Raw genomic sequence first — 24173 nt, 5'->3', positions numbered from 1 at the left:
TATATAAAACCTAAATGAAATCTATAAAAAAGCGGCTTAATAGCCGCTTTTTTTGTGAAGTGAATAATCTACTTGTTGTTGCTATTCGCCTTGAGCCTCAAGCCAGGCTTTTACCGGCGGCACATGGTCGGTAAATACGCCGTCTACGTTCACCACGTGTTTAAGGGTAGTAAGAAGCTGTTCTGCTGTCATGCCTGGCGGAAGGGCATCTTGGCGGAACGTGTAGGGATGAATAATGAAACCTTCTGAATGGGCATACTCAACCCACGATGCGGGTACTAATTTACCTGCTTTCATCGCTTGTGGGTCTAGTAGTTGACCTAACCAAGGGCCTAAACCGTCAGCATAGTTTGCCACTTCTTTCATGCCTGCTTCACTTTTGATCCAATCGTAGTCTGTGGTTGATTCGCCCCAACTGTTTTCACCCATTAGCATGACCACTTTGCCCGCATAGTTTAAGTCTTTTCTAATGCGCTTTATTTCATCGAAGTCAAAACACTGCAAGTAACTATTGGCGTCTTTATTGGCAAGATTAAATCGTGTCAGTGATGCAATCACAATCTGGCTTGCATCTACTCCTTGTTCGTTATGCCACGCTGGTGATTTTACTTCCGTATATACCCCTACATCGGTATTAAACTCTCGATTGAGCTGAGTAATAAGCTCGTAGTGCTCTTCTAAGGTTGCCACGGTAAAATTTGCCGTATTCCCTGTATAGCGTTTTGTAAAAACTTGTTCGCCCTTGCTGTTCGCTCGTTCGTGTACTTGCAGAGTACGAAGCTCAGCTAACGTGAAATCTAAGGCGTAAAAGCGACCATCTTTACGTGCACGCTCTGGAAATACTTGCTCGACGTTGGTTACTGTTTCTAAATGTATGTCGTGCAAGACCACGGCAATCCCATCTTTAGTAATAACCGCATCTTGCTCAATAAAGTCAGGGTTCATGGCAAAAGCAAGCGTGGCGGCTTCTAATGTGTGCTCAGGCAGATAACCTGACGCGCCCCTATGAGCAATAACATCGAAGTCTTTCGCCAATAGTACTGGGCTTGCAAAAATCGAGATAGAAAGCGAGAAAGTAAGTAGAGCGTGACGAATTTTTAGCATGGTAGGGCAATATCCTTATTAATAGGGCCGCTGTATTTTAAAATAGAGACTTATTGTTTTGTTTGGATAAGTTCAATGGCATAGCCATCTGGGTCGCGAACAAAAGCGATGACAGTAGAGCCGCCCTTAACAGGACCTGGCTTACGGTATACATCACAGCCATTTTGTTCAAGGGTTTCGCAGAACTGATAAATATCGTCTACTTCGATGGCGATGTGGCCGTAAGCTGTGCCTTTTTCATAGGTGTTGTCACCCCAGTTATAGGTGAGTTCAAGTACGGTAGTGTTAGTTTCTTCACCGTAACCCACGAAAGCGAGCGTGTATTCATAAGCTTGGTTTTCAGACTTTCTTAGCAGCTTCATGCCCATCAAGTTAGTGTAGAAGTGCAAAGACGCATCAAGATCCTCAACACGAAGCATGGTATGTAGCATTCTCATTCGATTCTCCCCGTCCTTCTAAGGACATCATATATATCAGTTTACTATGGGTATGTGAAAGGAATGAGACACTAAGGCGCAAATACAATGGCTGCAAGCGCCTATCGGTAAACCGCTAGCAAAAAAGGATAGTTAAAAGCCCCACATTCCAATATTGTCTATTTTAAGACGACGAGGTTGCTGTAGTAAATAAACGAGCATATCAGCAAGATCATCATTTTGAATAAGCCCTGAATCAATGTCATCCTTTGGCGTTTTTTGGGATTGAATAAGCGCAGGGTTGAGTGAATGAACATGAATGCCGTACTCACGCACTTCTTCCTGAAGGGCTTTACCTAGCCCCACCATGGCAAATTTTGACGCGCAATAGACGCCTGCATTGGCATAGCCGTTAAGCGCAGCTTGTGAGGCAATATTTACCACGTACCCTTCTTTTTGCTTAATCATATTGGGCACCACGTTTTTGCACATCAAAAATGTACCTTTAACGTTGGTATCCATAACGTCATCCCAGTCGCTTTCGCTGGTCTCACAAATTAAAGTTTCTTTGCCAAAGCCACTGTTATTTACCAATACTTGAATATCGCCGAACTGCGAATGTACTTCCTGTATAAAGTGGCTTACCGCAGATGCATCACTAATATCGCAAACTTGGCCATAAATACGCTTACCGAATTGGGCTTCAAACTCTGCTACTGTTTCATTAATAGTGGCAGCGGTTCTTCCGCAAATAGCGACCTTCATACCTTCTTGAAGTAGTCTTAGGGTAAGGGACTTACCCAGACCTTTACCGCCGCCGGTAACAATCGCCACTTTCTCGTTTACTGAATAATGTTGTGACATACAGCCTCTACTCGTGTTGTGATTTCTAAGCGCGTTAGCGCAACAAGAACATGAGCCTAGCTAATATAAAGGGGCATTCCTATCAACATACGTATGTAAGTTGTCAGTTGTGATTGCGCCGCCAATTGATGGTGTATGCGGGGAAGGGCACGGTGGCTAAGGTATGTGAGCAATTGTAGGAGAAGCCTTACAGCAATGTGGTGCACGATAAGAGAAATAAATAGCGATTTAGGTAGACTTACCTGACTGAAAGATGTACATTATGCCCGCTTTAGATAATTAAAAGCTTTTTCTACTACTGCGTTGTACCCTTTTATTCTTCAGTTTTATCGAAGTTTTAATAGATATACATTTGCGTTACTAGTAAGTTAAATCTATTGCTATCCGGTGAATTTCACCAATTACTTCAAATATATAAGGTTACAAACATGTCTGATACAGTAAACGGCACAGTTAAATGGTTCAACGAAGATAAAGGTTTTGGTTTTCTTACTCAAGACGGTGGCGGTAAAGATGTATTCGTACATTTCCGTTCAATCGCTTCTGACGGCTTCAAAACTCTTTCTGAAGGCCAAGCGGTAAGCTTCAGCGTAGAACAAGGTCAAAAAGGCCTTCAAGCTGCAAACGTTGTTGTTCTTTAAGTAGAACTTTAAAATACAACGACAAAAGGCTAAGTTTCTACTTAGCCTTTTTTAATTGTGCAATACTAATATTTTTATTTATTTTTGGTTTGATAAGAACAGAATTTTGAAAGGAATTTTAAAACGAATAAAAAACTAGCAACATTATTATACAAAGAAAAATTATATGTCTCATACTATTAACGGCGCTTCGCTCCGTACACTTCCCCCTATTTCGACAATCTCAGTAAATAACTTCAACGTTGTTTTCACCGATACAGAGTGTCAAAAGTCAGTTCAATTTCACAACAACAAAGATACTAAAGTATTTTTACGTTGGTTGCTTAATACCACGGTTGAAAGTATTTACGCTTAGCTAGTAAGCAGGCTGAAGCAAAATTAATACTGTGTTAAGAGCTCGTGTGTCGCTATTGCCTTACAGAATATTGCGTATAAAAAGTAAATTTCCTCTTTTATATTATGTATTCTGAGAAAGCAGGTTTATGCTTGATACAGGACAAGTAACATTTTTGTTGCCCTTTTACCTGCAGACAAGGTTCGATTTTGCTTTCTTACTTTCATTTGGGTGTTTTGTATTTTCTCCTTTTACTGGCGGTATTCCCCGTATTCGGTCAGGAACCTATATCAGTCGTTGATGATAAGCGCATAATTGCTGATGCTAATCTGTGGCACGAATTTGATTATATTTTTGATACATCAAGTGTCGAATCAAAGGATAAGCTAGCAATTCTAAAAGAGGCTTATGAAAGCGCCGCGGTTGTTCCATCACTGGGTGGGATGTCGGGAAGTTACTTCACCAAAGTTGTCTTAGATATTCCACAAAAAGGGCAGTATTTCGTTGTCGTCAATGCCAACTTCATTGATGTTGGCTTAGCATCATACTCGTCGTCTATTCAGCCTGAACCTAGCACGCAAGTATTCTCTCAACTTCTTGATGACAGCACACCGCCGGTACTTCATTTTCAAGCCGTGACGGTGCAAACCGTTGTGGTGAATGAACGGGTAGAATTATGGCTGTTTATTAACGCCAAGCAGTTTCCTACGCCAGTTTCCATTACCTTGTTAGACAGTGCAGAGTTTTATCGCTTCCAAAAATTTAATAACGGTATTTCCATAGCTGGCATTACCACCATGTTCATTTTGTCGTTGCTGGCCTTGCTCATCTATTCTGGGACGAGGAAAAGAGTAGCGTTAACCTGTGCAGGCTATTTGGGTTTTCATGCTATTGGTTGGGCAGCAGCTTCTGGAATGCTAGGAGATATCGTTCATTTCCCATTTAATACCAGTTATTGGGGAATGCTACTTTTTCCTTTCGCTATTGCCTGTGCCGCACAGTTTGTCTCTGATTTATTTGAGTGCAAAACTGACCACAAAAAATTGTTTAAATTTCTTAACGTCTTAAGTGTTGTGAGCGTCGTGTTAGGCGTTGGCATGTGGTTCATGCCATTCACGATCGCATATTTGCTATCTCACTTATTGGCTATGTTCTGGATAGTGGTGACCATAGCGGTGGGTGTGAGCATGATTAGACAGCAAGATTTCCGCGCGAAATATTTCTTGGCAGGCAATCTACTCTACAGTGCATCACTTGGCTACTACATTGCTGCTCACAGCCAGTATTTTGGTGAGCTAGCGTACCCCGAATCGGTTGTTATATTTGCATTGTCGCTAGATTGCTTATGTATTTTGTTGTGCTTAACCGAGTGGTTTAAATTGACGCAAAAGGAGTTCAATCGAAACCAGTACTTGTCTCGCATAGACTCAATGACACAGCTTGGTAACAGATTTTCTCTAACAGAATGCATTGAAGCCTTAGATGATTACTACGTTATTATTTACATCGACTTAGATGGTTTAAAGGCCATTAACGATAAATACGGCCATGATGAAGGCGACAAACTTATTATTAAGACGGCGAGCCTGTTACAACAATCGTTTTACTCTTTGGGAGATATCTTTCGCTCAGGAGGCGATGAATTTGTGGGCGTATTGCAAGCCGATTCGACCAGTGAAACTCGAAACGTGGCTGATAGCGCCTTATCAGTAGTATCGAATGTTTCAATGGAGCTTAGCCAGCAATGGCGTGATGCGGGTGTTAGCTTTGGGATTGCAACCAGCCTAGAAACTAACTTACCTTCTGAATGTATATCTCTCGCTGACAAACGAATGTATCGACATAAAGCTAAATCGAAGCATCCGCGCGCTGGTTAGGCGCTTAGTGAAAATGTGCTGTGTGAGAGCGTTAAATAAGGGCCTAGTAAAAACGCTTAGCCTTAGTAAACAATATGACTTTGCTTATGGTTTCAGTGCTAGCTCTTTTAAGCGCCAAGCGTGAAGAGCCAAGCTTTACAGTATTAGGATTTAAACAGTCAAGCCCAAGCATTTCTCCATCACAGTCTACCTTATCAAGATTTTTTTGAAGCTTTACGGTGCTGCTTAGCGTAAAAAAAAGCGGCTATCATCAAGGCCAAGGGCAGTAAAAAAATTAATTCAGGTATCATGCTTAACACTCACTGTTTTGTTCACTTAATAGATAGATTAATGATTCATCATTTATTTGCAAGTAGCTCAAATGGCTAGTTTGCTTAAATGAAAAGTCGCACGCGTGGGTTTATCTACTTTCATTTCTGCGTTATTTCTGCACCCTTTCCCGTCCCCCCCCTTGATTTTGTGATAACGTAGTTAAATCGTATAAATTCTCATAACGCATTAAAAGGGCTTAACTTTCATGGCGCTGCAACGAATAAAGATTCTATGTTTGTTTTTACTATTGGTAAGCCCAATTACCTATGCTCAAGGTGCATCTGTAGAGGGTGAATTAGATAATCCCAGTTACACCCTAATTACCGAAAAGCTAACATCGAAGGTTTTATCAGAAGAGCGGACTGTGGTTGTTCAGCTCCCTAAAAACTATGCTGAAAACCCTGATAAAAAATACCCCATTATCTATCGACTTGATGGTGTCGGTACTTTGGTTATGCTGAATGCGGTTCTAGAAAGTTTGCAATCTCAGCGGGCGGCGCCAGAAGTTATTGTGGTGGCGATCGAAAATACCGACCGACTGCGGGATTTGTATCCTAACGTAAATAAAGATCCCAATGGCCCTGTGGGTTATGGAGGCGGTGGTGCTAAATTTTTGCAATTTATCACTTCAGAGCTGATGCCAATGGTGGAAAGTAAGTATCGCGTGCATGATTTTCGAGTTATTGCAGGTGCATCGGCTGCAGGCGCTTTCTCATTGTATGCTATGCAGCAAGAGCCCGAACTGTTCAATGCCGCCTTAACTTACAGTGCTGCGGTATGGTGGGCAAATGGCGCAACGGCAAAGACGACGGTTGAGTTCTTCAAGAATAGTAAAAAGCTCGATCATTACCTTTATACCGCTATTGGCAATGAAGGTGCACCTATGCGCCCTTATTATGATGGCATGATTTCAGATATTCGTAAAAACAAGCCTCAGGGATTACGTTGGCATAACGATGTATTTCGTGACGTTCCTCATAACCTTGTGACTAATGCTGCTAGTTTTAAAGCGTATTACAGCTTATTTTATTCAGAGTATATGCGCCCTAAAGACTATAACGGTGATGTAAGCTCTATTGAAAAGTATTACGAAGCGCTATCACAGCAGCGAGGCGAAAGGGTTGAAGCTGCAGAATGGGTAATAAGAGAATTAGGTTATCATTTCGTAACAAAGCAAGATTTCGATGAAGCTATTAAATTATTTAAGTACGGTATAGCGCGCTACCCTAGTGCACCGGATGCTTACAATGGTCTGGCATATGGATACGAGCAATCAGGACAATTTGAAGCGGCATTAGAACAAGTGGACAAGGCGTTAGCGCTAGCTTCATCAGATTACGATGGGTATGAAGTTTATACCGGTAGACGGGAAAGATTGTTGAAAAAGCTGGGTAAGCGCTAAAATGACGGACTTTTGCCTGACTCGTTTGTTGTTAAGTTTTCGAGTAATTGGCAAGGTTTATTTTTATTCTCTTTGTGAAAGGGAAGGGGAAACAGCGGGGAGGAAAGTTCTCCGGTCCTAGCCCGCCGTTATCATTTTAAGGCTTTAACACCACATCTGAATCAGCAATTAAATATATACTCGCGGCATAAGCGGCAATATTTTGTGCTAATTCATTGGGATCAATCTTATCAAGCGTATCATCCGGCGTATGATGCAAATCGAAATAATCCTGCCCATTTTGGTTTAATCGAATAGTCGGTACGCCTTTTTTAGCTAAGGGAATGATATCCGGGCCACCGCCAGGTACATCCGCTCCTCCTCTCACTATGCCAAGAGGCGATAGTATTTTTGCTACTTCATCCATCAATAACGTAGCTTCTGGATTGACGTTCGATACTAACTGCCAAATGGTTTGCGCACCAAAGTCAGATTCGGTTGCCAAAACATGGTTTTGTAAATTCGCATCATGTTGTTTCGCATAGGCGAATGCACCAAGTAACCCCACTTCTTCTGCACCAAACATTACCACCCGAATTGTACGCTTGGGGCGAGTAGGCAAGTTCGCAATTAACGCTGCCGCTGCGGTAGTGATAGCAACGCCTGCACCATCGTCAACCGCGCCAGTGCCTAAATCCCAGCTGTCTAAGTGGCCACCAATAAGTACGATTTCTTCAGGCTTCTCACTTCCTACTAAATCGAGAATAACATTTCCGCTGTTCACTTCGCCTTTCCATTTTGATTCTGAATGCAATGAAAGACTTATAGGCTTGCTTAAACCGTGTAAGCGGCGAAGGTGATCTGCGTCAGGATTTGAGATAGCGATAACGGGAATATCTGCCCATTTATCACCGTCTTTACTCATCATCCCTGAGTGTGGGAATCTATGTGAGTCTGAGCCGACAGAGCGAACCACTAATGCGCTAGCCCCACCACGCTGCGCATGTTGCCAGCCAATTCTTCGACGTTGATTGGCTTGGCCATAACCTGCGCCGGTTTGGCTTTTAACCATTTTGTCGCCATCAACAAAAGCAATTTTTCCGCTAAGGCTGCCATCCTTAATATCTGATAACGCGTGAATATCTCTAAAATATACTACATCGGCGTCAATACTTTCTTTTGATGGCGCACCACCACCTAAAGCGGTGCCGTATAAATCCTGTTGATAAGGCGAGGTCAGCGATATGTGTAAATGACCTCTATCCCAAAAAGGCATCGTAAATGGTTCGATACTGACGTTGTCGAATCCCAAACGTTCACCTAACTTTACTCCCCAGTCTCTCGCGCGCTTCTCAGCTTCAGAGCCTCCCAATCGAGGGCCTATTTCTGTTGTCAGCGATGTCACGATTTCCATGCCTAGGTCGCTTTTAAGTGCGGTGTCTATTAAATTGTTAGCAGTTTGTTTTTGTTCGCTTGTTATCACATTAGAAGCGGCCAGTATCGGACAACTAAAAAAAACTACTATAGCGCTAAAAGTGAGGCGTCTAAGTTGATGCATGTATTCTCCATTGAGACTGTTATTAGGGCCGAATTCATATAGTAACTGCAACGTACCCCAAAATTGTTTTTATTATTTAAGCTTTTTTTTCTATTTTTAGCGATTTAGGCCATAAAGCAATGAGCGCGGTTGCGCGCGTAGAAGATGCTGCCGTTTACAGCCATTGTCGCTTAGCTAAAAAAAGAAAACCATGAGCGCGACCAGAATATGAAATTCAACCTATAAATACTACTTTTTACATCAAATGTAAGGTATTTCTACCGTTATATAAGCTATGTTAAACCTTCAATAGTCATTCTATTTATCGATTTAAAACAATTAGAGCAAACGAGCCATGAATAAGAAATATTTAATCAAGTCGGCGTTAACACTAGTCATAGGTACATTATTTACTACCCATTCAGCGTTGGCAGACGAATCGGCAAACAATACTTTGTCTTTAAAAGACGTATTTAATCTTGAGTACGCGGCTAATCCTGTTGTTACTCCCGATGGCAAGCATGTTGTGTACGAGCGTCGTAGCATGGATATTATGACTGATTCAATGCGACGGAATCTGTGGACAATAGCCTTAGATGGAAGTGCTCATCTGCCTATTCTTTCTGACAGTAAAAACCACTTTAATCCTGTGTTTTCACCTGATGGCGCTAAAATGGCTTACCTTTCAAGTAAAGAAGGTAAGGTTCAAGTTTATCTAAAAGATTTAGCATCAAATAGCACAACTCGCGTAACCGATGTCGCAATGCGCCCGAGCGGTATGAGTTTTTCACCAGACGGTAAATATTTAGCTTTTGCTATGTTTACACCCACTAAAGCCAAACCGTTATTTAATTTAGATTTTAAGCCTAAAGGCGCTAAGTGGGCAGAAACCCCACAGTATATCGACCAAACCAATTTCCAACGAGACGGCGTGGGAATGAAACGCCCCGGCAACATGCAAATATATGTTGTGCCAACCATTGGCGGAACGCCAAGACAAATTACTTCTGGGGAACATGACCACGCCGGCACCATTGCATGGTCTGACAATGGTCAACAGATCGTTATCTCTGCCAACACCAGCGACGAAGCTGATTTCGATATGCTTAATAGCGATCTGTTTAGCATTGATGTAAAAACGTCAAAGGTGACTAGATTAACCGATATGAGTGGCCCTGAACGAAGCCCTCATTTAAGCCCTAACGGTAATAAAATTGCCTTTGTTGGTAATGAAGATAATGGAAAATCAAATCAGCTAAGCCATTTATATGTAATGAATTCAGATGGCACGGGCATCGAAAACCTGACTAGTGAGCTAGACCGCTCTGTCGGTGCAATTAAGTGGGCTGACAACGGTAAAGGGGTATATTTTAGCTATGATGATATGGGTAAGAAAAGTGTCGCCTATGTTAGTTTGTCAGGTAAAATTTCAACGAAAACAAGTGATTTAGGTGGCACTAGTTTAGGTAGGCCGTACACATCGGGCGATTACGATGTAACTCCTAAAGGCAGTGTTGTTTATACCGCTTCAATGGGCGATCGCCCTGCTGATCTTGCAATAGTGACCAGTAAAGGGAAGGTTAAACAACTGACTGATTTAAATGGTGATGTGTTTGATCACATAACAGTGAATAAACCAGAATTGTTGGAACTAAAAAGCAGTGTAGATAATAGAGACTTACAAGCTTGGTTGGTTACCCCTCCTAACTTTGACCCTAAGAAAAAATACCCGCTAATTTTAGAAATACATGGCGGGCCTCACACTGCGTATGGCCCCAGTTACTCAACAGAAATACAATTAATGGCTGCTGCTGGTTATGTTGTTTTATATGGCAACCCTCGTGGGTCTACTTCTCAAGGTGAAGAGTTCGCTAATTTAATTGATAAAAATTATCCATCACAAGATTATGACGACCTTATGGATATGGTGGATGCCGCTATTGCCAAAGGTTATGTGGATGAGTCTAACTTATTTGTTACTGGCGGTTCTGGCGGGGGGACGCTGACCTCTTGGATCATCGGAAAGACCGACCGTTTCAAAGCCTCTGTAGTGGCGAAACCCGTTATAAACTGGACAAGTATGATTGGTACATCTGATATCTATGCGTATATGAGCAAGTATTGGTTTACAGACTTACCTTGGAACGATTACGAGCAATATTGGAACCGTTCGCCGTTATCATTAGTGGGCAATGTAACAACGCCTACCATGGTGCTCACCGGTGAATTAGATGTACGTACTCCTATGTCTGAAAGCGAACAATATTATGGTGCATTACGCTTACAAGGTGTAGATAGCGCACTGGTGCGTATTCAAGGGGCTTATCATGGTATCGCAGCTAAACCTTCTAACTTAGCACGTAAAGTTGGATATATTTTAGCGTGGTTTGATAAGTACAAAGACGACACGAACAGTGAAAAGAAAGAAGACTAGAGATTAGTTTTCTTTAGAAGTAAAACCTAAAAATCAAAGCCCTACATACTGTTTTAGTATTAGGGCTTTTTACTTTTTAAATGCCGTTAACTTGGCTAGGCATTCGTTGCAAATAAGCTATCTTTTACTAACCTTTTTATTGCTTATTTAATGTTTATTTAAAAAGCTTAAAATATCTTTAGATACACGTTTCACATCTTCCACCATAGGCATATGGCCAAGATCTTCATAAATAAGTGTGTTTGAATTGAGCATCAATTTCCAGTGGGTAAAATCGTCTACCGGTAACAGCTTATCGTTAAGCCCCCATATCAGCATCGACTCAGGATAATCGAATTGGTAATCACGAGAGTAAAAATCCCGCAAGTTGAAAAATTGATGGAACATGTGGGTATATTGCGCTCGCTTATTAATATATTCCCATGCGAGTGCGCGCAAAATAAACTTTGGGATAAATGGTGGTTTAGCCATGATTAAATCATAGAATTCAAAAAAATCCTGTTCAACTTCATGGTCGAAAGGGTTAAATTTATTGTCTATCATATTCTGAGCAAATGGTGACTTAGCGCCTGCTGGGTCGATCAATACTGCTTTTTCAATTCGCTTAGGCATTTCATCAAATAGTTTAGCCGCCATCATTCCGCCCATAGAATTACCCACTATGCTGAAGTGCTTAATGTTTAATTGATCTAATAGTGCCAATAACATCTGGCATTGGCTGGGAACAGAATAATCATCATCGGGGTGGTAAGCAGTTTGGCCATGGCCTTTAAGGTCAGGAATAACTAGGTGATATTGAGAAGAGAATCTTTTGGCAAAACGATTCCACACATACTTATCAGCACTGAAACCGTGTAAGAGCACCAGTACAGGCTTATCATTAGAGAAATGTTTTGTATTGCTATGATAGAACACCTCAAGCCCATCAATTGAGCGACTGCCACAATACAATCTTGCTAACTTAGCTTCTGTACGATTAACAAAATCAAAGATTAATCGACTCAATAGCATACGACGCCGCTTAGTCGATAAAATAATCATCAATCCTACAATAACAGCAGTAATCAATAAAACGATGATAAATAATTCCTAATGATTTCTATATTGGCTTACAACGATGTGCAGACTTTTAGTTTTAGATAGGAGTTTAATCGGAATCTAAGGCGTTGACTAGTAACACTATTCAGACGGGGAATTTTCTAACAGGTAGGTAGTATTGTGATAGACGCTTTTGGCAAGAGACTCTTCGCAAGGGGGCCAGCTAGCTCTTAGTTAGCTGACGCTAGCAGGTTAAGCACCTTGTTTTAGCTATTCAGCATACTCAGTCTTATCCTTAAACTCACACAAGTCTTCAATAATGCAGCTTCCACAACGAGGTTTGCGGGCAATGCAGGTATAGCGGCCGTGTAGAATCAACCAGTGGTGAACATCGACTTTGAACTCTGCTGGTACAACTTTTAGAAGCTTCTCTTCCACTTTCTCAACGGTTTTACCCATAGCAAGTTTAGTGCGGTTGCTTACGCGGTAAATATGGGTGTCTACAGCAATCGTAGGCCAGCCAAATGCGGTATTAAGTACTACGTTAGCTGTTTTACGGCCAACGCCAGGGAGGGCTTCTAAGGCTTCGCGGCTTTCGGGTACTTCGCCATCGTACTTTTCAACTAAGATTTCACTTAGTCGGTGTACATTTTTGGCTTTTGAGTTAAACAAGCCAATGGTTTTTATATATTCTTTTAGCCCATCTTCACCAAGCGCAGATATGGACTGTGCGGTATTCGCAATTGGAAATAATTTATCTGTGGCTTTGTTTACGCCTACATCGGTTGATTGCGCTGACAAGGTGACCGCGACCAACAACTCAAAGGGCGTGGAGAAATTAAGCTCAGTGGTAGGGTGAGGGTTAGCATCCCGAAGTCGGGTTAAGATTTCACGTCTTTTTGTATTATTCATGTTTACTTCGCTTATTCTTTTTCCACTCGGGCTTGGTGATTTTCTTTTTCACTAGCCGCTAGCCGCTAGCTACTAACCACTTAGATTTCGTTATGCTTCAGCGGTAACCCGTGCGCGAGTGGCCTTTTCTTTTACTGTGGTCTCCCGGGCAGCAATTCGAGCATCAATCATGTTCTTAAAGGCAATTAGAAGGCCCATGCCTAAAAACGCACCGGGTGGCAATATGGCCAATAAGAAAGGGGAGTCGGTTTCAAATAAGGTGAGTGTCCAATTACTCGCAATGCTTCCAAATAGTCTGTCGGCACCCACGAACAAAGTTCCATTCCCTAAAATTTCGCGCATACCACCAAGCACTACAAGTACGAAGGTGAATCCTAAGCCCATCACTAGGCCATCGTAGGCTGATGCGCCAGCACTGTTTTTAGAGGCAAAGGCTTCCGCTCTACCGATGATGGCGCAGTTGGTAACAATTAACGGGATGAAGATACCCAACGCAAGGTATAACTCGTAGGTAAAGGCGTTCATGAGCAGCTGTACTATCGTCACGAAGGCGGCAATAATCATAACAAATACGGGAATTCGAATTTCGTTACGAACGATATTTCGCACCAATGAAACGGTGACGTTGCTGCCAATTAATACAAGGGTAGTGGCTAAGCCTAATCCTAATCCATTGATGAAGGTGGCAGTAACCGCTAGCAACGGGCATAGGCCGAGAAGTTGAACTAGCGCAGGGTTGTTCTTCCAAATACCTTGGAGGGTAAGGTCGCGATAATCTGTCATTCGCTTAACACCTCATTAGTTGGTAATAGGTCATTTTCGATACCGCACAAGTTAGGGGCAGAAAATAAGGTTTGTTGATTGTCTTGCACATACAGGAGTGCATTTTTCACAGCACTCACTACTGCTCGTGGCGTTATTGTAGCGCCAGTGAATTGATCGAACTCGCCGCCGTCTTTCTTCACTTGCCATACTGGTAGGGCACTTACCGAGAAGTGTTTTCCGGTGAATGAGGTTATCCAGTCGCTGATTGCCAATTCAATTTTATCACCCAACCCTGGGGTTTCTTTGTGTTCCAACACACGAACACCTAGCACATTCATTTGCGTATCTACCCCAATGACTAGCGCAATATCACCGCTATAACCATCTGGTGCTGTAGCTTCAATGGCTAGGGCTGCCGGTTCGCCGTTTATCCGTGCACGATAGGCCGTATGAGGCTCTTGCGTACCTAAATTCGAACTTACTACTGAAGTGCAATCGGCATAGAGCTCATTGTCATGTAACTCATGCGGCACCACTTCATTTAATATGCTAAGCAATTTTTGCTTTTGTTGTTGTGCAATGCGATCGGCCGTACCGTTGTAGGTAAGGGCGATGAGCGCAGTACCGACTATCGCAAACGCGCTTAACATCAAACCATTTTTTATTAGCGTCTCTTTTACCATTTACTCTACTCGCCTTGCTTTTTTGGTAACCTGATGCCCGTATGTGCGGGGGCGGGTATAGTAATCAATCAGCGGCACTACCATGTTCATGATAATGACTGCAAAAGCAATGGCGTCTGGGTAACCGCCGAAAACTCGAATGATAACCACCCAAAAGCCAATGGCTGCGCCATAGATAATACGCCCTTTGGGGGTGGTAGAAGCTGATACCGGATCGGTGGCAATAAAGAATGCACCTACTATCACTGCGCCATTAATTAAATGAAAAAGCGGCGATGCATAATGATCGGCATCAACCATATAAAGCAATAATGAAAACGCCGCTACAGACGCCAGCATGCTGCCTGGAATGTGCCAGCTAATCACTTTTAATCGTACAAGCCACAGGCCGCCAAGTAGATAACTTAAGCTTACCCATCCCCAGCCTGCACCGGCAGATTGAAATAGCCCAGTGGAAAAAATAGGTCTAAGCAATGATTCTGAGTAAGTAATGCCCAAGGTTAAATCAGTCTTCAACGTGTCGAGCGGTGTGGCCATTGTTACTCCGTCTGCAACCCCGCCAGCCACAGTACGCAACTGGGTAACATCGTAGCCGGTGGTAGAAAAGTCGGTAAATATAAGTGCTGCAGAGTCTAAGAAGCTAGGTGTTAAGCTTGCTAGGTGCTGGGGTGGCAACCATAAACTCATGGCCGCAGGGAACGAGATTAATAGCACTACATAGCCAATCATCGCTGGATTGAAAATGTTAAACCCTAAACCGCCGTACACTTGTTTGGTGACGGCAATGGCGAAAAATACGCCTGTAATCGTCATCCACCATGGCAGGGTAGGGGGAATACTAATGGCAATTAGCAGGCCGGTTAATATGGCAGAGTAGTCGGTTAACGTACGCTCGATAGGACGTTTACGTAACCATAAAATAACCCCTTCAAAAACCAGTGCACTGGCTACCGCTAAAAAGGCTTGAATGAGTGTACCCCATCCAAAAAATACGGTTTGGGCAATAATTCCTGGCACCATGGCGTAAATGACTAAGCGCATAACTTGGCCAGTATCGCGCTTCACTCTTTGATAGGGAGAACTAGATAAGGTTAACTTCATGATTGATTGTTCTCACTTTCTGCAGCTGCTTTTTTAGCTTTAGCCTTAGCGACCGCTGCGGCAATACGGCGCTTTTTCTCAAGGGCAGGACTGTTTGCCTCTTCAGATGTTACTGACTGTGGAGCGCTTTGCTTGGCCTCGTGGGTAGGTGCAGATGGCTCTGCGTTCTCTGTTACCTTTTGTTGCTCAGCCTCAATATTTTGATTAGCAGTGGCCACGTCGTCTGCTTGAGGATTCTGAGATTCAGCTAACCGTTTTTTCGCTTTTGCCTTAGCTACCGCCGCGGCTATTCGGGCTTTCTTGTCATCAGCGTTGCTACTGGTTTCGCTGTTTGCTTCTTTTTCAACCCTGTCAGCGCTACTGCTTAGCTTATCAAGCGGCTTTTCGCTTTGTGTATTGATAAGGTCAGCCTTGGGCTCAATAGTAGCTTCAGCATCTGTTGAGGCTATTTTAGGTGTTTCTAAATCGCCACGCTTCTGCTGTTTTTGTAATTCTGCTTTTTTAGCTTTCGCTTTAGCAATTGCTGCGGCTACCCGGGCTTTTTTCTCATCTTGCGACTGCGTTGATGAAGCTGTGTCAGAACCGTCTTCTTTTGGCTGACTTTGTGGTAATTCGTTTGCAACTACCTCGGTGCTACTTTCACCTTGTAGTTGACGAGCTGCTTTTTTCGCTTTTGCTCGCGCTATAGCAGCGGCAACTTGTGCTTTCTTGTCGTCGGCAGGCGTATTTGTATTTTCGCTTTTGGTGTCAATTGGGCGTTCAGGGGCGTGTTGTTCTACCTGCGCTGTCATTTGAGATTTAGATAAATCGACAGTAGCTTTAGGGGCATCAGCTGTTGATTCGCTAAGCTTCTGAGCCTTTTTCGCCTTAGCTCGTGCTATGGCGGCGGCTACCTGGGCTTTTTTATCATCAGCAGGTGAGCTTGCGGAAGTACCTGCGCTAGCTGTGGTACTTGGGGATGCAGGTTTTGCGTCAGCCACGCTTGTTTCGTCAGAATTAGCGCTCTGGAGGGCGGCTTTTTTCGCTTTGGCTCGGGCTAATGCAGCCGCGACTTTATCTTTAGAGCTATTTTGCTCTGTGGAAGGAGCCGTCGATGTAGATCCGCTATTAGCATTACTCTTCGCGGCGAGTCGTGCTTCTTTAGCGCGGCGGTGTTTCGCTTCACGCTCTTCTTTTTCTCGTTCTAGGCGCTCATTTCGTGCTTCAAAACGTTGTTTCGCTTTTTCCGCTTTGTTCTTTTCGTCTCGTTGTAATCGAATTTCTGATTTAGCTTGGCGATAATAATGCACCAAAGGTATTTCACTAGGGCATACATAAGCGCACGCGCCGCATTCAATACAGTCGAAAAGGTCATACTCTTCAGCTTTGTCGTATTCTTTCGCTTTGGCGTGCCAAAACATTTGTTGTGGTAACAACGAGGCAGGGCATGCGTCAGCACACGCACTACAACGAATACACGGGCGTTCGGCGTTATCGTCTACTAATTCTTTTTTACTAGGTACTAGTAAGCAGTTTGTGGTTTTTACCACGGGTATGGTGGCATCTGCTAAGGCAAAGCCCATCATGGGGCCACCCATAATCACTTTTGGGGACGTTTGCTTTTTAACTTGGTAATTGGCTTCGTCGAGCAAATGCTTTACCGGTGTGCCAAGTAGCGTGCGAAAATTGGCAGGCTTAGCAACGGCATCGCCGGTTACTGTGACAATACGTTCAATAAGTGGCTTGCCATGTAAAATAGCGTCGGCAATGGCAAAGCAGGTCCCAACGTTAAACATCATGACGCCAATGTCTGCCGGTAGACCATTACGGGGTACTTCGCGGCCTGTGATAACTTGAATTAATTGTTTCTCACCGCCAGCAGGGTATTTTGTTTCAATGGGCACTACCCGATAGGCGTCTTTATCTTGGCAGGCAATGTTAAGTGCTTGAATTGCTTCTGGCTTGTTATCTTCAACAGCAATAACAATCGCTTTAGGCTCAATGATATGCGCTAAAATGTCTAAGCCTTGGCGAATCTGCCACGCGTGTTCGCGCATAAGGCGATCATCTGCAGTAATGTAAGGTTCGCACTCAACGCCGTTTAGCACTAAAAACTCAACGGGCTTACTGGTGGCGGTTTTAATATGGGTAGGAAAGCCTGCGCCTCCCATGCCAGAAATGCCGGCTTGGCAGATGGCATCTACAATCGTATTTTTATCTACCGCAGTATAATCAGCTAAAGGTGATAGCTCGCCCCACGTCTCTTTATCATCGGGCTTAATGCTAACGCACATTTCCGTAAGACCACTAGGATGAGCAACCACGTGAGGTGCTATAGCAACGATATGCCCCGAGGTGGGCGCATGCACTGGCACAGCATAGGGTGTTGTAGCATTAGATAGCGCTTGGCCTTTATAAACATAGTCACCTACATTAACGCAGCATATACCTTCTGAACCTACATGTTGACGTATGGGCAATGTAAGCAGATCTGGCATTGTTGGCTGCACAATAGCGGCCTTGTTCGACAGTCTCTTTTTATCATCAGGGTGCACGCCGCCTGGGAACGAAAAGAGTTTCCCTGAATTTAGGCGTTCAATAATGTTATCAAAATCTGGGTAGTTCAACGCTTACGACACCATTTTAATTGGAATGTCACCTTTAGGTGATGAGGAAAAATCCCACTTCCATGTTGCTGTGGTTGGTGTAACAGGCACCATATCGATACAGTCTACTGGGCAGGGATCTACACATAAATCGCAGCCCGTACATTCTTCGACAATCACTGTATGCATATGCTTTGCTGCACCTAATATGGCGTCAACGGGGCATGCTTGAATACACTTGGTACAACCAATACATTCGTCTTCTCGAATGAAGGCGACTTTTTTCGTATCTTCTTCGCCGTGAGCCGCATCGAGAGGTTTTGGTTCTACCCCCATCAAATCGGCAAGTTTTTTTATGGTCGACTCACCACCTGGGGGGCATTTATTAATTTCATCACCATTAGCAATGGCTTCTGCATAGGGTTTGCAACCAGGGTAGCCACATTGTCCACATTGAGTTTGGGGCAATATTTCATCGATTTGATCAACCAATGGGTCGCCTTCCACCTTAAATCGAATACTGGCATAACCTAAAATTAAACCGAAGAGAAGCGCAAGCGCGCCTAATGCGATGATGGCGTATGTCATGGTCATTATACTTTCACCAAACCGCTAAAGCCCATAAATGCCAATGACATAAGACCCGCCGTTATCATTGCAATCGATGCCCCTTTAAATGAAACAGGCACATCGGCAGCAGCTAAACGTTCTCGCATGGCCGCAAATAGAACAAGCACTAAGGAAAACCCCACAGCCGCCCCAAAGCCATAAATAAGGCTTTCCATGAAGTTATGCTGCTCGGTAAGGTTCAGCAAAGCAACACCAAGCACAGCGCAATTGGTGGTAATAAGAGGAAGGAAAATACCTAATAAGCGGTAAAGGGTAGGGCTGGTTTTATGCACCACCATCTCGGTGAACTGAACCACAACAGCAATCACTAAAATAAACGCCAATGTTCGTAAGTAGCCAATACCTAAGGGCGCAAGTAGATAAGTCTCTACTAAGTAGCTTGTGGCCGAGGCTAGCGTTAACACAAACGTGGTGGCCATAGACATGCCCATGGCGGTTTCGAGTTTGCTCGACACACCCATAAAAGGGCATAAGCCAAGAAACTTCACCAGCACGAAGTTATTAACTAATACGGTACCAATTAATAGTAATAAAAATTCAGTCATGAAAATCGCAATTCCTACGAGGAATTAGTTGAGTCTCGGCATAATGGCCGTACTCGAAATTGAAACAGGAATAATTTGTCTATTATCGCTTTTTAGGCGCAGATTAACAACTTGATTGAATTAGGGTTATTTAATGAATATATAAGCTATTTCGGGAAGAAAAAAACGTATGAGATAATAGAAGGAGTATAAAGCGGTAATGAGCCAACCAAGTGGCTCCCCCTCCCCGATTCGAACGGGGGACCTGCGGATTAACAGTCCGTCGCTCTAACCAACTGAGCTAAGGGGGAATTGCACTTAAAGTTGTCGATGAAAAGTTGGCTCCCCTTCCCCGATTCGAACGGGGGACCTGCGGATTAACAGTCCGTCGCTCTAACCAACTGAGCTAAAGGGGACCTGCTTTTCAACGGGGCGGAATATTAAAGAGCATCTGGGTTTCTGTCAACAACCTTAATCAATTTTTTATGCTAAGTGGTCAAAAAATAGCTTTTCAGGGGTTTTGTGCTCAAATTTGCACCAAAACCAAGAAAGTGATGCTTAATTACTGAGCGAGTATTCGTATCGCCGTATTTAACTGTATTATCGAAGGAGTGAATATTAACGAACAGCGACTCGTTTTTTGGAGTAGCAAAATACGAAACCTATATAATAAAATAGAATAAAAAATGTTTTGTATACTGGTATTGTGTACAGTGTTTAATAAATATGTAACCTACGGCTTAGTATCTCAAGGTTAGTCTTCACTTACATAATTAGGAAGGGGTTACCCAGCATAGGGCGTAATTGCTGGGGTAGAGCTACTTATCCACTAATTCTGTGGATAACTATGTTGATAGTTATTAACTTGAGGATAAATTGGTAAGATCATCGTGGTCATGATCGTAAGCTCCACTAACCTGTTTTTACTAAAAACAGAATTATATCAATGATTTACTTGTTTATGCTAGATCTCTAGTTAAGATCTTAATAGATCTGTTGGACAAAAAATATCTTGTGTGTTAATTCGTCGACTATCAGTTACTTTTTCAACGATATAACAGTAAGAAATGAAAGGTTTACATAAATTTTACATTTTGTGTGGTGTAGCTTCTACGGCAACTTAGGTGTAATCGACCGATAGACTGTCTTAAAAGCGCAATCTAGCCGTAATGAAATTGTCATTACACTAAATTGGCTTATTTCATAAACTAAGTTGATAAGCCTTCAAGCGTTAGCTATTAAAAAAGCGTTGTCAGTGACATCTTCGCCAATGTTCACGTTAAAACGTGTAAATTAGTCAATAGTATTAATTTTAACAATGCGCTGGTGTGAAAACCGGCACCTGATCTAGCCCAAACTTAGCTTGGTCGATTTAACATAGCCAATGTGGTCAGTCTCACATAGACTACTGTCAGCTTCTTGTTGTAAGGCAAGTTTAGTTATTTACGATAGCCACTTATTTATTAGCGCCAGTTATTTCTACCAATCAACTATTGAGAGGGTTTGTGAAAACAGACGAGTCCCCGAGCCGAACCGCGAATCTTTTAAACGGTGATATTCCTTCTACCCTAAAACGCATGACAATACCTATGATACTGGGCATGGTCATGATGATGAGCTTCGGGTTAATCGATACCTTCTTTGTCAGTTTATTAGGTACAGAACCTTTGGCTGCCATTAGTTTTACCTTTCCCGTCACCTTTACCGTTATTAGTTTGAATATTGGGTTAGGCATTGGCACGTCGGCTATTATTGGCAAACTGCAAGGCAGTGGCGAATTGAGCGAGTCAAAGAATTACGCGACTGGTTCACTAATGCTTTCTGCCTTATTGGTGGGTACGTTGGCGTTAATTGGTTACTTCACCATTGAACCTATATTTACATTGCTGAATGCCTCGCCAAGCTTATTACCTTATATAAGGGACTATATGGCCTTATGGTACGCATCGAGTATTTTTCTGTCGCTACCAATGGTGGGTAACAGTGTACTAAGAGCCTGTGGCGATACCCGAACCCCAAGTATTGTCATGGCAACCGTAGGTGGTTTAAATGCACTGCTCGACCCTTTGTTTATTTTTGGTGCAGGTCCGGTTCCCGCAATGGGCATTCAAGGCGCTGCGCTGGCTACGCTATTAGCGTGGATGGTGGGCGCTGCGTGGATACTTTATTTGTTGGCGCTTAAACGAAATCTAATTCTGCCTCGGTTACTTTCATTACTAGAGCTAAAAGCAATTAGCGGGGATATATTAAAAATAGGCCTGCCAGCCGCTGGGGCTAATATGCTTACGCCAATAGCCGGTGGTGTAATGACCGCGGTGGTGGCCGGTTATGGTGCTGAAGCTGTGGCGGCGTGGGGAGTAGGCAGCAGAATGGAGTCTATTGCCAGTATTGTGGTACTTGCACTTTCTATGACATTGCCACCCTTTATTAGCCAAAACGTTGGTGCAAATAGATTCGACAGAGTGCATAGCGCTTATATGGTGTCGTTAAAATTTGTGCTTTTTTGGCAGTTATTCGTATTTGTTGTTATGTGGGTGTGTTCTGGCTGGATTGCCGTAGCCTTTACCAGTGAACCCGAGGTTAGCCGCCTCATTCAATTGTTTTTGATGATAGTGCCTTTAGGTTATGGCATGCAGGGTATTATTATTTTAACGAATTCTTCGTTAAATGCGATGCACCGCCCCTTGAGTGCATTGGCTTTGAGTGTTATCAGATTGTTTGTATTTTTTGTGCCAATAAGTATTGCGGGAAGCTACATTTTCGGTTTAACCGGATTGTATTGGGGAACGGTAGTGGCAAATATTGCCATGGCAACCGTGTCTTTTGTCGTATTCAAAAATTCGCTCTCGGTATTTAAACAGGAACAACATGCTACTTAGGTGGCAAGGTAAATAAGGTATTTGATTAATGAGTAAAGGTTTTGAACTTCATTCAAGCTACAAGCCAGCCGGCGATCAACCTGCTGCTATAGAAACCCTAGTTGATGGGTTAGAAAGTGGCCTAGCAGCGCAAACCCTGTTAGGGGTTACCGGTTCGGGTAAAACTTTTACCATGGCGAATGTTATTAGTGAAGTTCAAAGGCCAACGCTGATTATGGCGCATAACAAAACCTTGGCGGCACAGTTATACGGGGAGATGAAAGATTTTTTCCCTAACAATGCGGTTGAGTATTTTGTTTCTTATTATGACTACTATCAGCCTGAAGCATACGTACCCAGTACCGATACGTTTATTGAGAAAGATGCTTCGATAAACGATCACATTGAGCAAATGCGTTTGTCTGCCACAAAAGCATTGATGGAGCGCCGAGATGTTGTGATTGTCGCCAGTGTGTCTGCTATTTATGGTTTGGGTGATCCCGAGTCGTATATGAAAATGCTTTTGCATTTGCGACAGGGCGATACCATGGATCAGCGCGATATTTTGCGCAGACTTGCCGAGCTTCAATATAAGCGCAACGATTTAGCCTTCGAACGGGGTACGTTTCGCGTGCGCGGCGATGTGATTGATATCTTCCCTGCAGACTCAGAAAAACAAGCAGTGCGCGTTGAGCTATTTGACGATGAGATAGATAAAATTAGTTTGTTCGATCCGCTAACAGGCGCAGTCGACAAATCAGTTGTGCGGGCAACGGTATTTCCGAAAACTCACTATGTTACCCCAAGAGAAAAAATCCTTGATGCCATTGAGCATATAAAGGGGGAGTTGAAGTCTAGAAAGGCGCAGCTGCTAGAAATTAACAAACTAATAGAAGAACAGCGAATTTCTCAACGTACTCAATTTGATATTGAGATGATGATGGAGCTCGGTTATTGCTCGGGTATAGAAAACTATTCTCGTTATCTATCGGGTCGCGCACCTGGCGAGCCGCCCCCAACCTTATTAGATTACTTTCCTGCTGATGGTCTTATGTTCATTGATGAATCCCACGTAACGGTTTCTCAAATTGGTGCCATGTATAAAGGGGATCGCTCTAGAAAAGAAACCTTGGTGGAATATGGGTTCCGTTTACCATCAGCACTAGATAACCGCCCACTTAAATTCGAAGAATTTGAGCAAATTTGCCCACAAACGGTATACGTATCGGCCACTCCCGGTGAGTACGAACTTAAAAAGACCCATGGTGATATTGTAGAGCAAGTGGTGCGCCCAACAGGGTTATTAGACCCCATCATTGAAGTGCGCCCCGTCGCTACCCAAGTGGATGACGTATTATCGGAAATTCACAAGCGAGTGGCGCTTGATGAAAGGGTACTTATTACTACGCTCACTAAGCGTATGGCCGAAGATTTAAGTGAATACTTAAATGAGCATGGCGTTAAAGTACGGTATTTGCATTCCGATATCGACACGGTAGAACGCATTGAGATAATTCGCGACTTGCGTATTGGTAAGTTCGATGTACTGGTGGGGATTAACCTGCTTCGTGAAGGCTTAGATATGCCTGAAGTTTCTTTGGTGGCGATTTTAGATGCCGACAAAGAAGGCTTTTTGCGAGCCGAGCGCTCACTTATTCAAACCATAGGTCGAGCCGCACGTCATATTAACGGGCGCGCCATTTTATATGGCGATAAAATCACCAAGTCTATGAAAAAAGCCATGGATGAAACTGAACGCCGCCGTGAAAAACAGGTTGAGTACAACAAGGCTAATAATATAACGCCGATGCGTTTGAATAAGCCGATTACCGATATTATGGATTTGGGCGAAGGTGCTCATCCTGCCTCCGGCAAAGTAAGGCTTCGCAAAGTAGAAGAGAAGAAGAAACAGAAGAAAGCAGCAAGTGCGACAGAGTTAATGGAGCAAATTTCCGAGCTTGAAAAGCAGATGTTTGAATATGCCAGAGAGCTTGAATTCGAAAAGGCGGCTTCATTAAGAGATGATGTTGAAGCACTTCGCAAACAGGTTGTTGCACTGTCTTAATAAACCAACTAAACGTTCTTGATGGTAAAACAATCTCAGCAATTTTGTTTCAGTCGTTTATAACAGTTTGTTTAGTGCAGAAATTCGCCTTAAATTGTCGTTGTAATCAGGG

General features: G+C 43.2%; 19 protein-coding genes and 2 tRNA genes. 7 read left to right on the top strand and 14 right to left on the bottom strand.

Features of this window, described 5'->3' with window-relative positions:
• Positions 1-81 precede the first annotated feature (81 nt).
• The 3 genes from glpQ to R1T43_RS15000 form a co-directional block, all read right to left on the bottom strand.
• A complete protein-coding gene (glpQ, locus tag R1T43_RS15010) occupies positions 82-1104 on the bottom strand; it encodes a glycerophosphodiester phosphodiesterase (RefSeq protein WP_317350226.1) in 1023 nt (340 codons plus the stop codon).
• 50 nt (positions 1105-1154) lie between these two features.
• Positions 1155-1541: a lactoylglutathione lyase gene (gloA, locus tag R1T43_RS15005; RefSeq protein WP_211071250.1), complete on the bottom strand. Its 387-nt coding sequence runs from the start codon at positions 1539-1541 to the stop codon at positions 1155-1157.
• A 132-nt stretch (positions 1542-1673) separates the two neighbouring features.
• On the bottom strand, positions 1674-2384 hold the full coding sequence (locus R1T43_RS15000; RefSeq protein ID WP_317350224.1) for an SDR family oxidoreductase: 711 nt from the start codon (positions 2382-2384) through the stop codon (positions 1674-1676).
• A 428-nt stretch (positions 2385-2812) separates the two neighbouring features.
• On the opposite strand from R1T43_RS15000, the gene R1T43_RS14995 reads away from it, so the two are divergent.
• From R1T43_RS14995 to R1T43_RS14980, 4 genes are all read left to right on the top strand, one after another.
• Positions 2813-3025 (top strand): cold-shock protein, encoded by a 213-nt coding sequence (locus R1T43_RS14995; protein WP_013784966.1) that lies wholly within the window; start codon positions 2813-2815, stop codon positions 3023-3025.
• A 166-nt stretch (positions 3026-3191) separates the two neighbouring features.
• The gene (locus tag R1T43_RS14990; protein ID WP_129737243.1) at positions 3192-3380 is read left to right on the top strand and encodes a hypothetical protein; all 189 of its coding nucleotides are present in this window, start codon (positions 3192-3194) and stop codon (positions 3378-3380) included.
• 188 nt (positions 3381-3568) lie between these two features.
• Positions 3569-5236 (top strand): diguanylate cyclase, encoded by a 1668-nt coding sequence (locus R1T43_RS14985; protein WP_317350217.1) that lies wholly within the window; start codon positions 3569-3571, stop codon positions 5234-5236.
• Positions 5237-5783: 547 nt separating this feature from the next.
• Complete coding sequence (locus R1T43_RS14980) at positions 5784-6950, top strand: alpha/beta hydrolase-fold protein (protein WP_317350216.1); 1167 nt, start codon at positions 5784-5786, stop codon at positions 6948-6950.
• A gap of 136 nt (positions 6951-7086) precedes the next feature.
• Here R1T43_RS14980 and R1T43_RS14975 read toward each other — a convergent pair whose 3' ends face one another.
• Entirely contained in the window at positions 7087-8487 is a 1401-nt protein-coding gene (locus tag R1T43_RS14975) for a M20/M25/M40 family metallo-hydrolase (protein ID WP_317350214.1), read from the bottom strand.
• Between the two features lie 334 nt (positions 8488-8821).
• On the opposite strand from R1T43_RS14975, the gene R1T43_RS14970 reads away from it, so the two are divergent.
• On the top strand, positions 8822-10900 hold the full coding sequence (locus R1T43_RS14970; protein ID WP_317350212.1) for a S9 family peptidase: 2079 nt from the start codon (positions 8822-8824) through the stop codon (positions 10898-10900).
• A 147-nt stretch (positions 10901-11047) separates the two neighbouring features.
• Here R1T43_RS14970 and R1T43_RS14965 read toward each other — a convergent pair whose 3' ends face one another.
• From R1T43_RS14965 to R1T43_RS14920, 10 genes are all read right to left on the bottom strand, one after another.
• Positions 11048-11911: an alpha/beta hydrolase gene (locus R1T43_RS14965; protein WP_317355865.1), complete on the bottom strand. Its 864-nt coding sequence runs from the start codon at positions 11909-11911 to the stop codon at positions 11048-11050.
• A gap of 297 nt (positions 11912-12208) precedes the next feature.
• Positions 12209-12850: an endonuclease III gene (gene nth / locus R1T43_RS14960; RefSeq protein WP_317350210.1), complete on the bottom strand. Its 642-nt coding sequence runs from the start codon at positions 12848-12850 to the stop codon at positions 12209-12211.
• Between the two features lie 90 nt (positions 12851-12940).
• Positions 12941-13633, bottom strand: a complete 693-nt coding sequence (locus R1T43_RS14955) for an electron transport complex subunit E (protein WP_057793088.1) — start codon at positions 13631-13633, stop codon at positions 12941-12943.
• Positions 13630-14298 carry an electron transport complex subunit RsxG gene (rsxG, locus tag R1T43_RS14950; RefSeq protein WP_057793087.1) on the bottom strand — a complete coding sequence of 223 codons (669 nt, stop codon included), beginning with the start codon at positions 14296-14298 and terminating at the stop codon, positions 13630-13632. The genes R1T43_RS14955 and rsxG overlap by 4 nt, the downstream gene beginning before the upstream one ends.
• Positions 14299-15399 carry an electron transport complex subunit RsxD gene (rsxD, locus tag R1T43_RS14945; RefSeq protein WP_317350207.1) on the bottom strand — a complete coding sequence of 367 codons (1101 nt, stop codon included), beginning with the start codon at positions 15397-15399 and terminating at the stop codon, positions 14299-14301.
• Positions 15396-18005 carry an electron transport complex subunit RsxC gene (gene rsxC / locus R1T43_RS14940; protein WP_317350205.1) on the bottom strand — a complete coding sequence of 870 codons (2610 nt, stop codon included), beginning with the start codon at positions 18003-18005 and terminating at the stop codon, positions 15396-15398. Before rsxC ends, rsxD begins: the two co-directional genes overlap by 4 nt.
• 3 nt (positions 18006-18008) lie before the next feature.
• The gene (gene rsxB / locus R1T43_RS14935) at positions 18009-18578 is read right to left on the bottom strand and encodes an electron transport complex subunit RsxB (protein ID WP_013784954.1); all 570 of its coding nucleotides are present in this window, start codon (positions 18576-18578) and stop codon (positions 18009-18011) included.
• Positions 18578-19159, bottom strand: a complete 582-nt coding sequence (gene rsxA / locus R1T43_RS14930) for an electron transport complex subunit RsxA (protein ID WP_013784953.1) — start codon at positions 19157-19159, stop codon at positions 18578-18580. The genes rsxB and rsxA overlap by 1 nt, the downstream gene beginning before the upstream one ends.
• Before the next feature lie 213 nt (positions 19160-19372).
• Positions 19373-19449 (bottom strand) — tRNA-Asn (locus tag R1T43_RS14925).
• A 28-nt stretch (positions 19450-19477) separates the two neighbouring features.
• Positions 19478-19554: transfer RNA gene (locus R1T43_RS14920), tRNA-Asn, on the bottom strand.
• 1089 nt (positions 19555-20643) lie between these two features.
• Between R1T43_RS14920 and R1T43_RS14915 the strand changes: the two genes are divergently transcribed.
• Both R1T43_RS14915 and uvrB read left to right on the top strand, forming a co-directional pair.
• Positions 20644-22017 carry an MATE family efflux transporter gene (locus R1T43_RS14915; RefSeq protein ID WP_410548980.1) on the top strand — a complete coding sequence of 458 codons (1374 nt, stop codon included), beginning with the start codon at positions 20644-20646 and terminating at the stop codon, positions 22015-22017.
• Positions 22018-22045: 28 nt separating this feature from the next.
• Positions 22046-24061 (top strand): excinuclease ABC subunit UvrB, encoded by a 2016-nt coding sequence (gene uvrB / locus R1T43_RS14910; RefSeq protein ID WP_062086974.1) that lies wholly within the window; start codon positions 22046-22048, stop codon positions 24059-24061.
• Positions 24062-24173 lie beyond the last annotated feature (112 nt).

This window comes from Alteromonas sp. CI.11.F.A3 (assembly GCF_032925565.1).
In the GTDB taxonomy this organism is placed as follows: domain Bacteria; phylum Pseudomonadota; class Gammaproteobacteria; order Enterobacterales; family Alteromonadaceae; genus Alteromonas.
The sequence above is the reverse complement of the archived record's forward strand: the minus strand, read 5'-3'. Positions and strand labels throughout refer to the sequence as shown.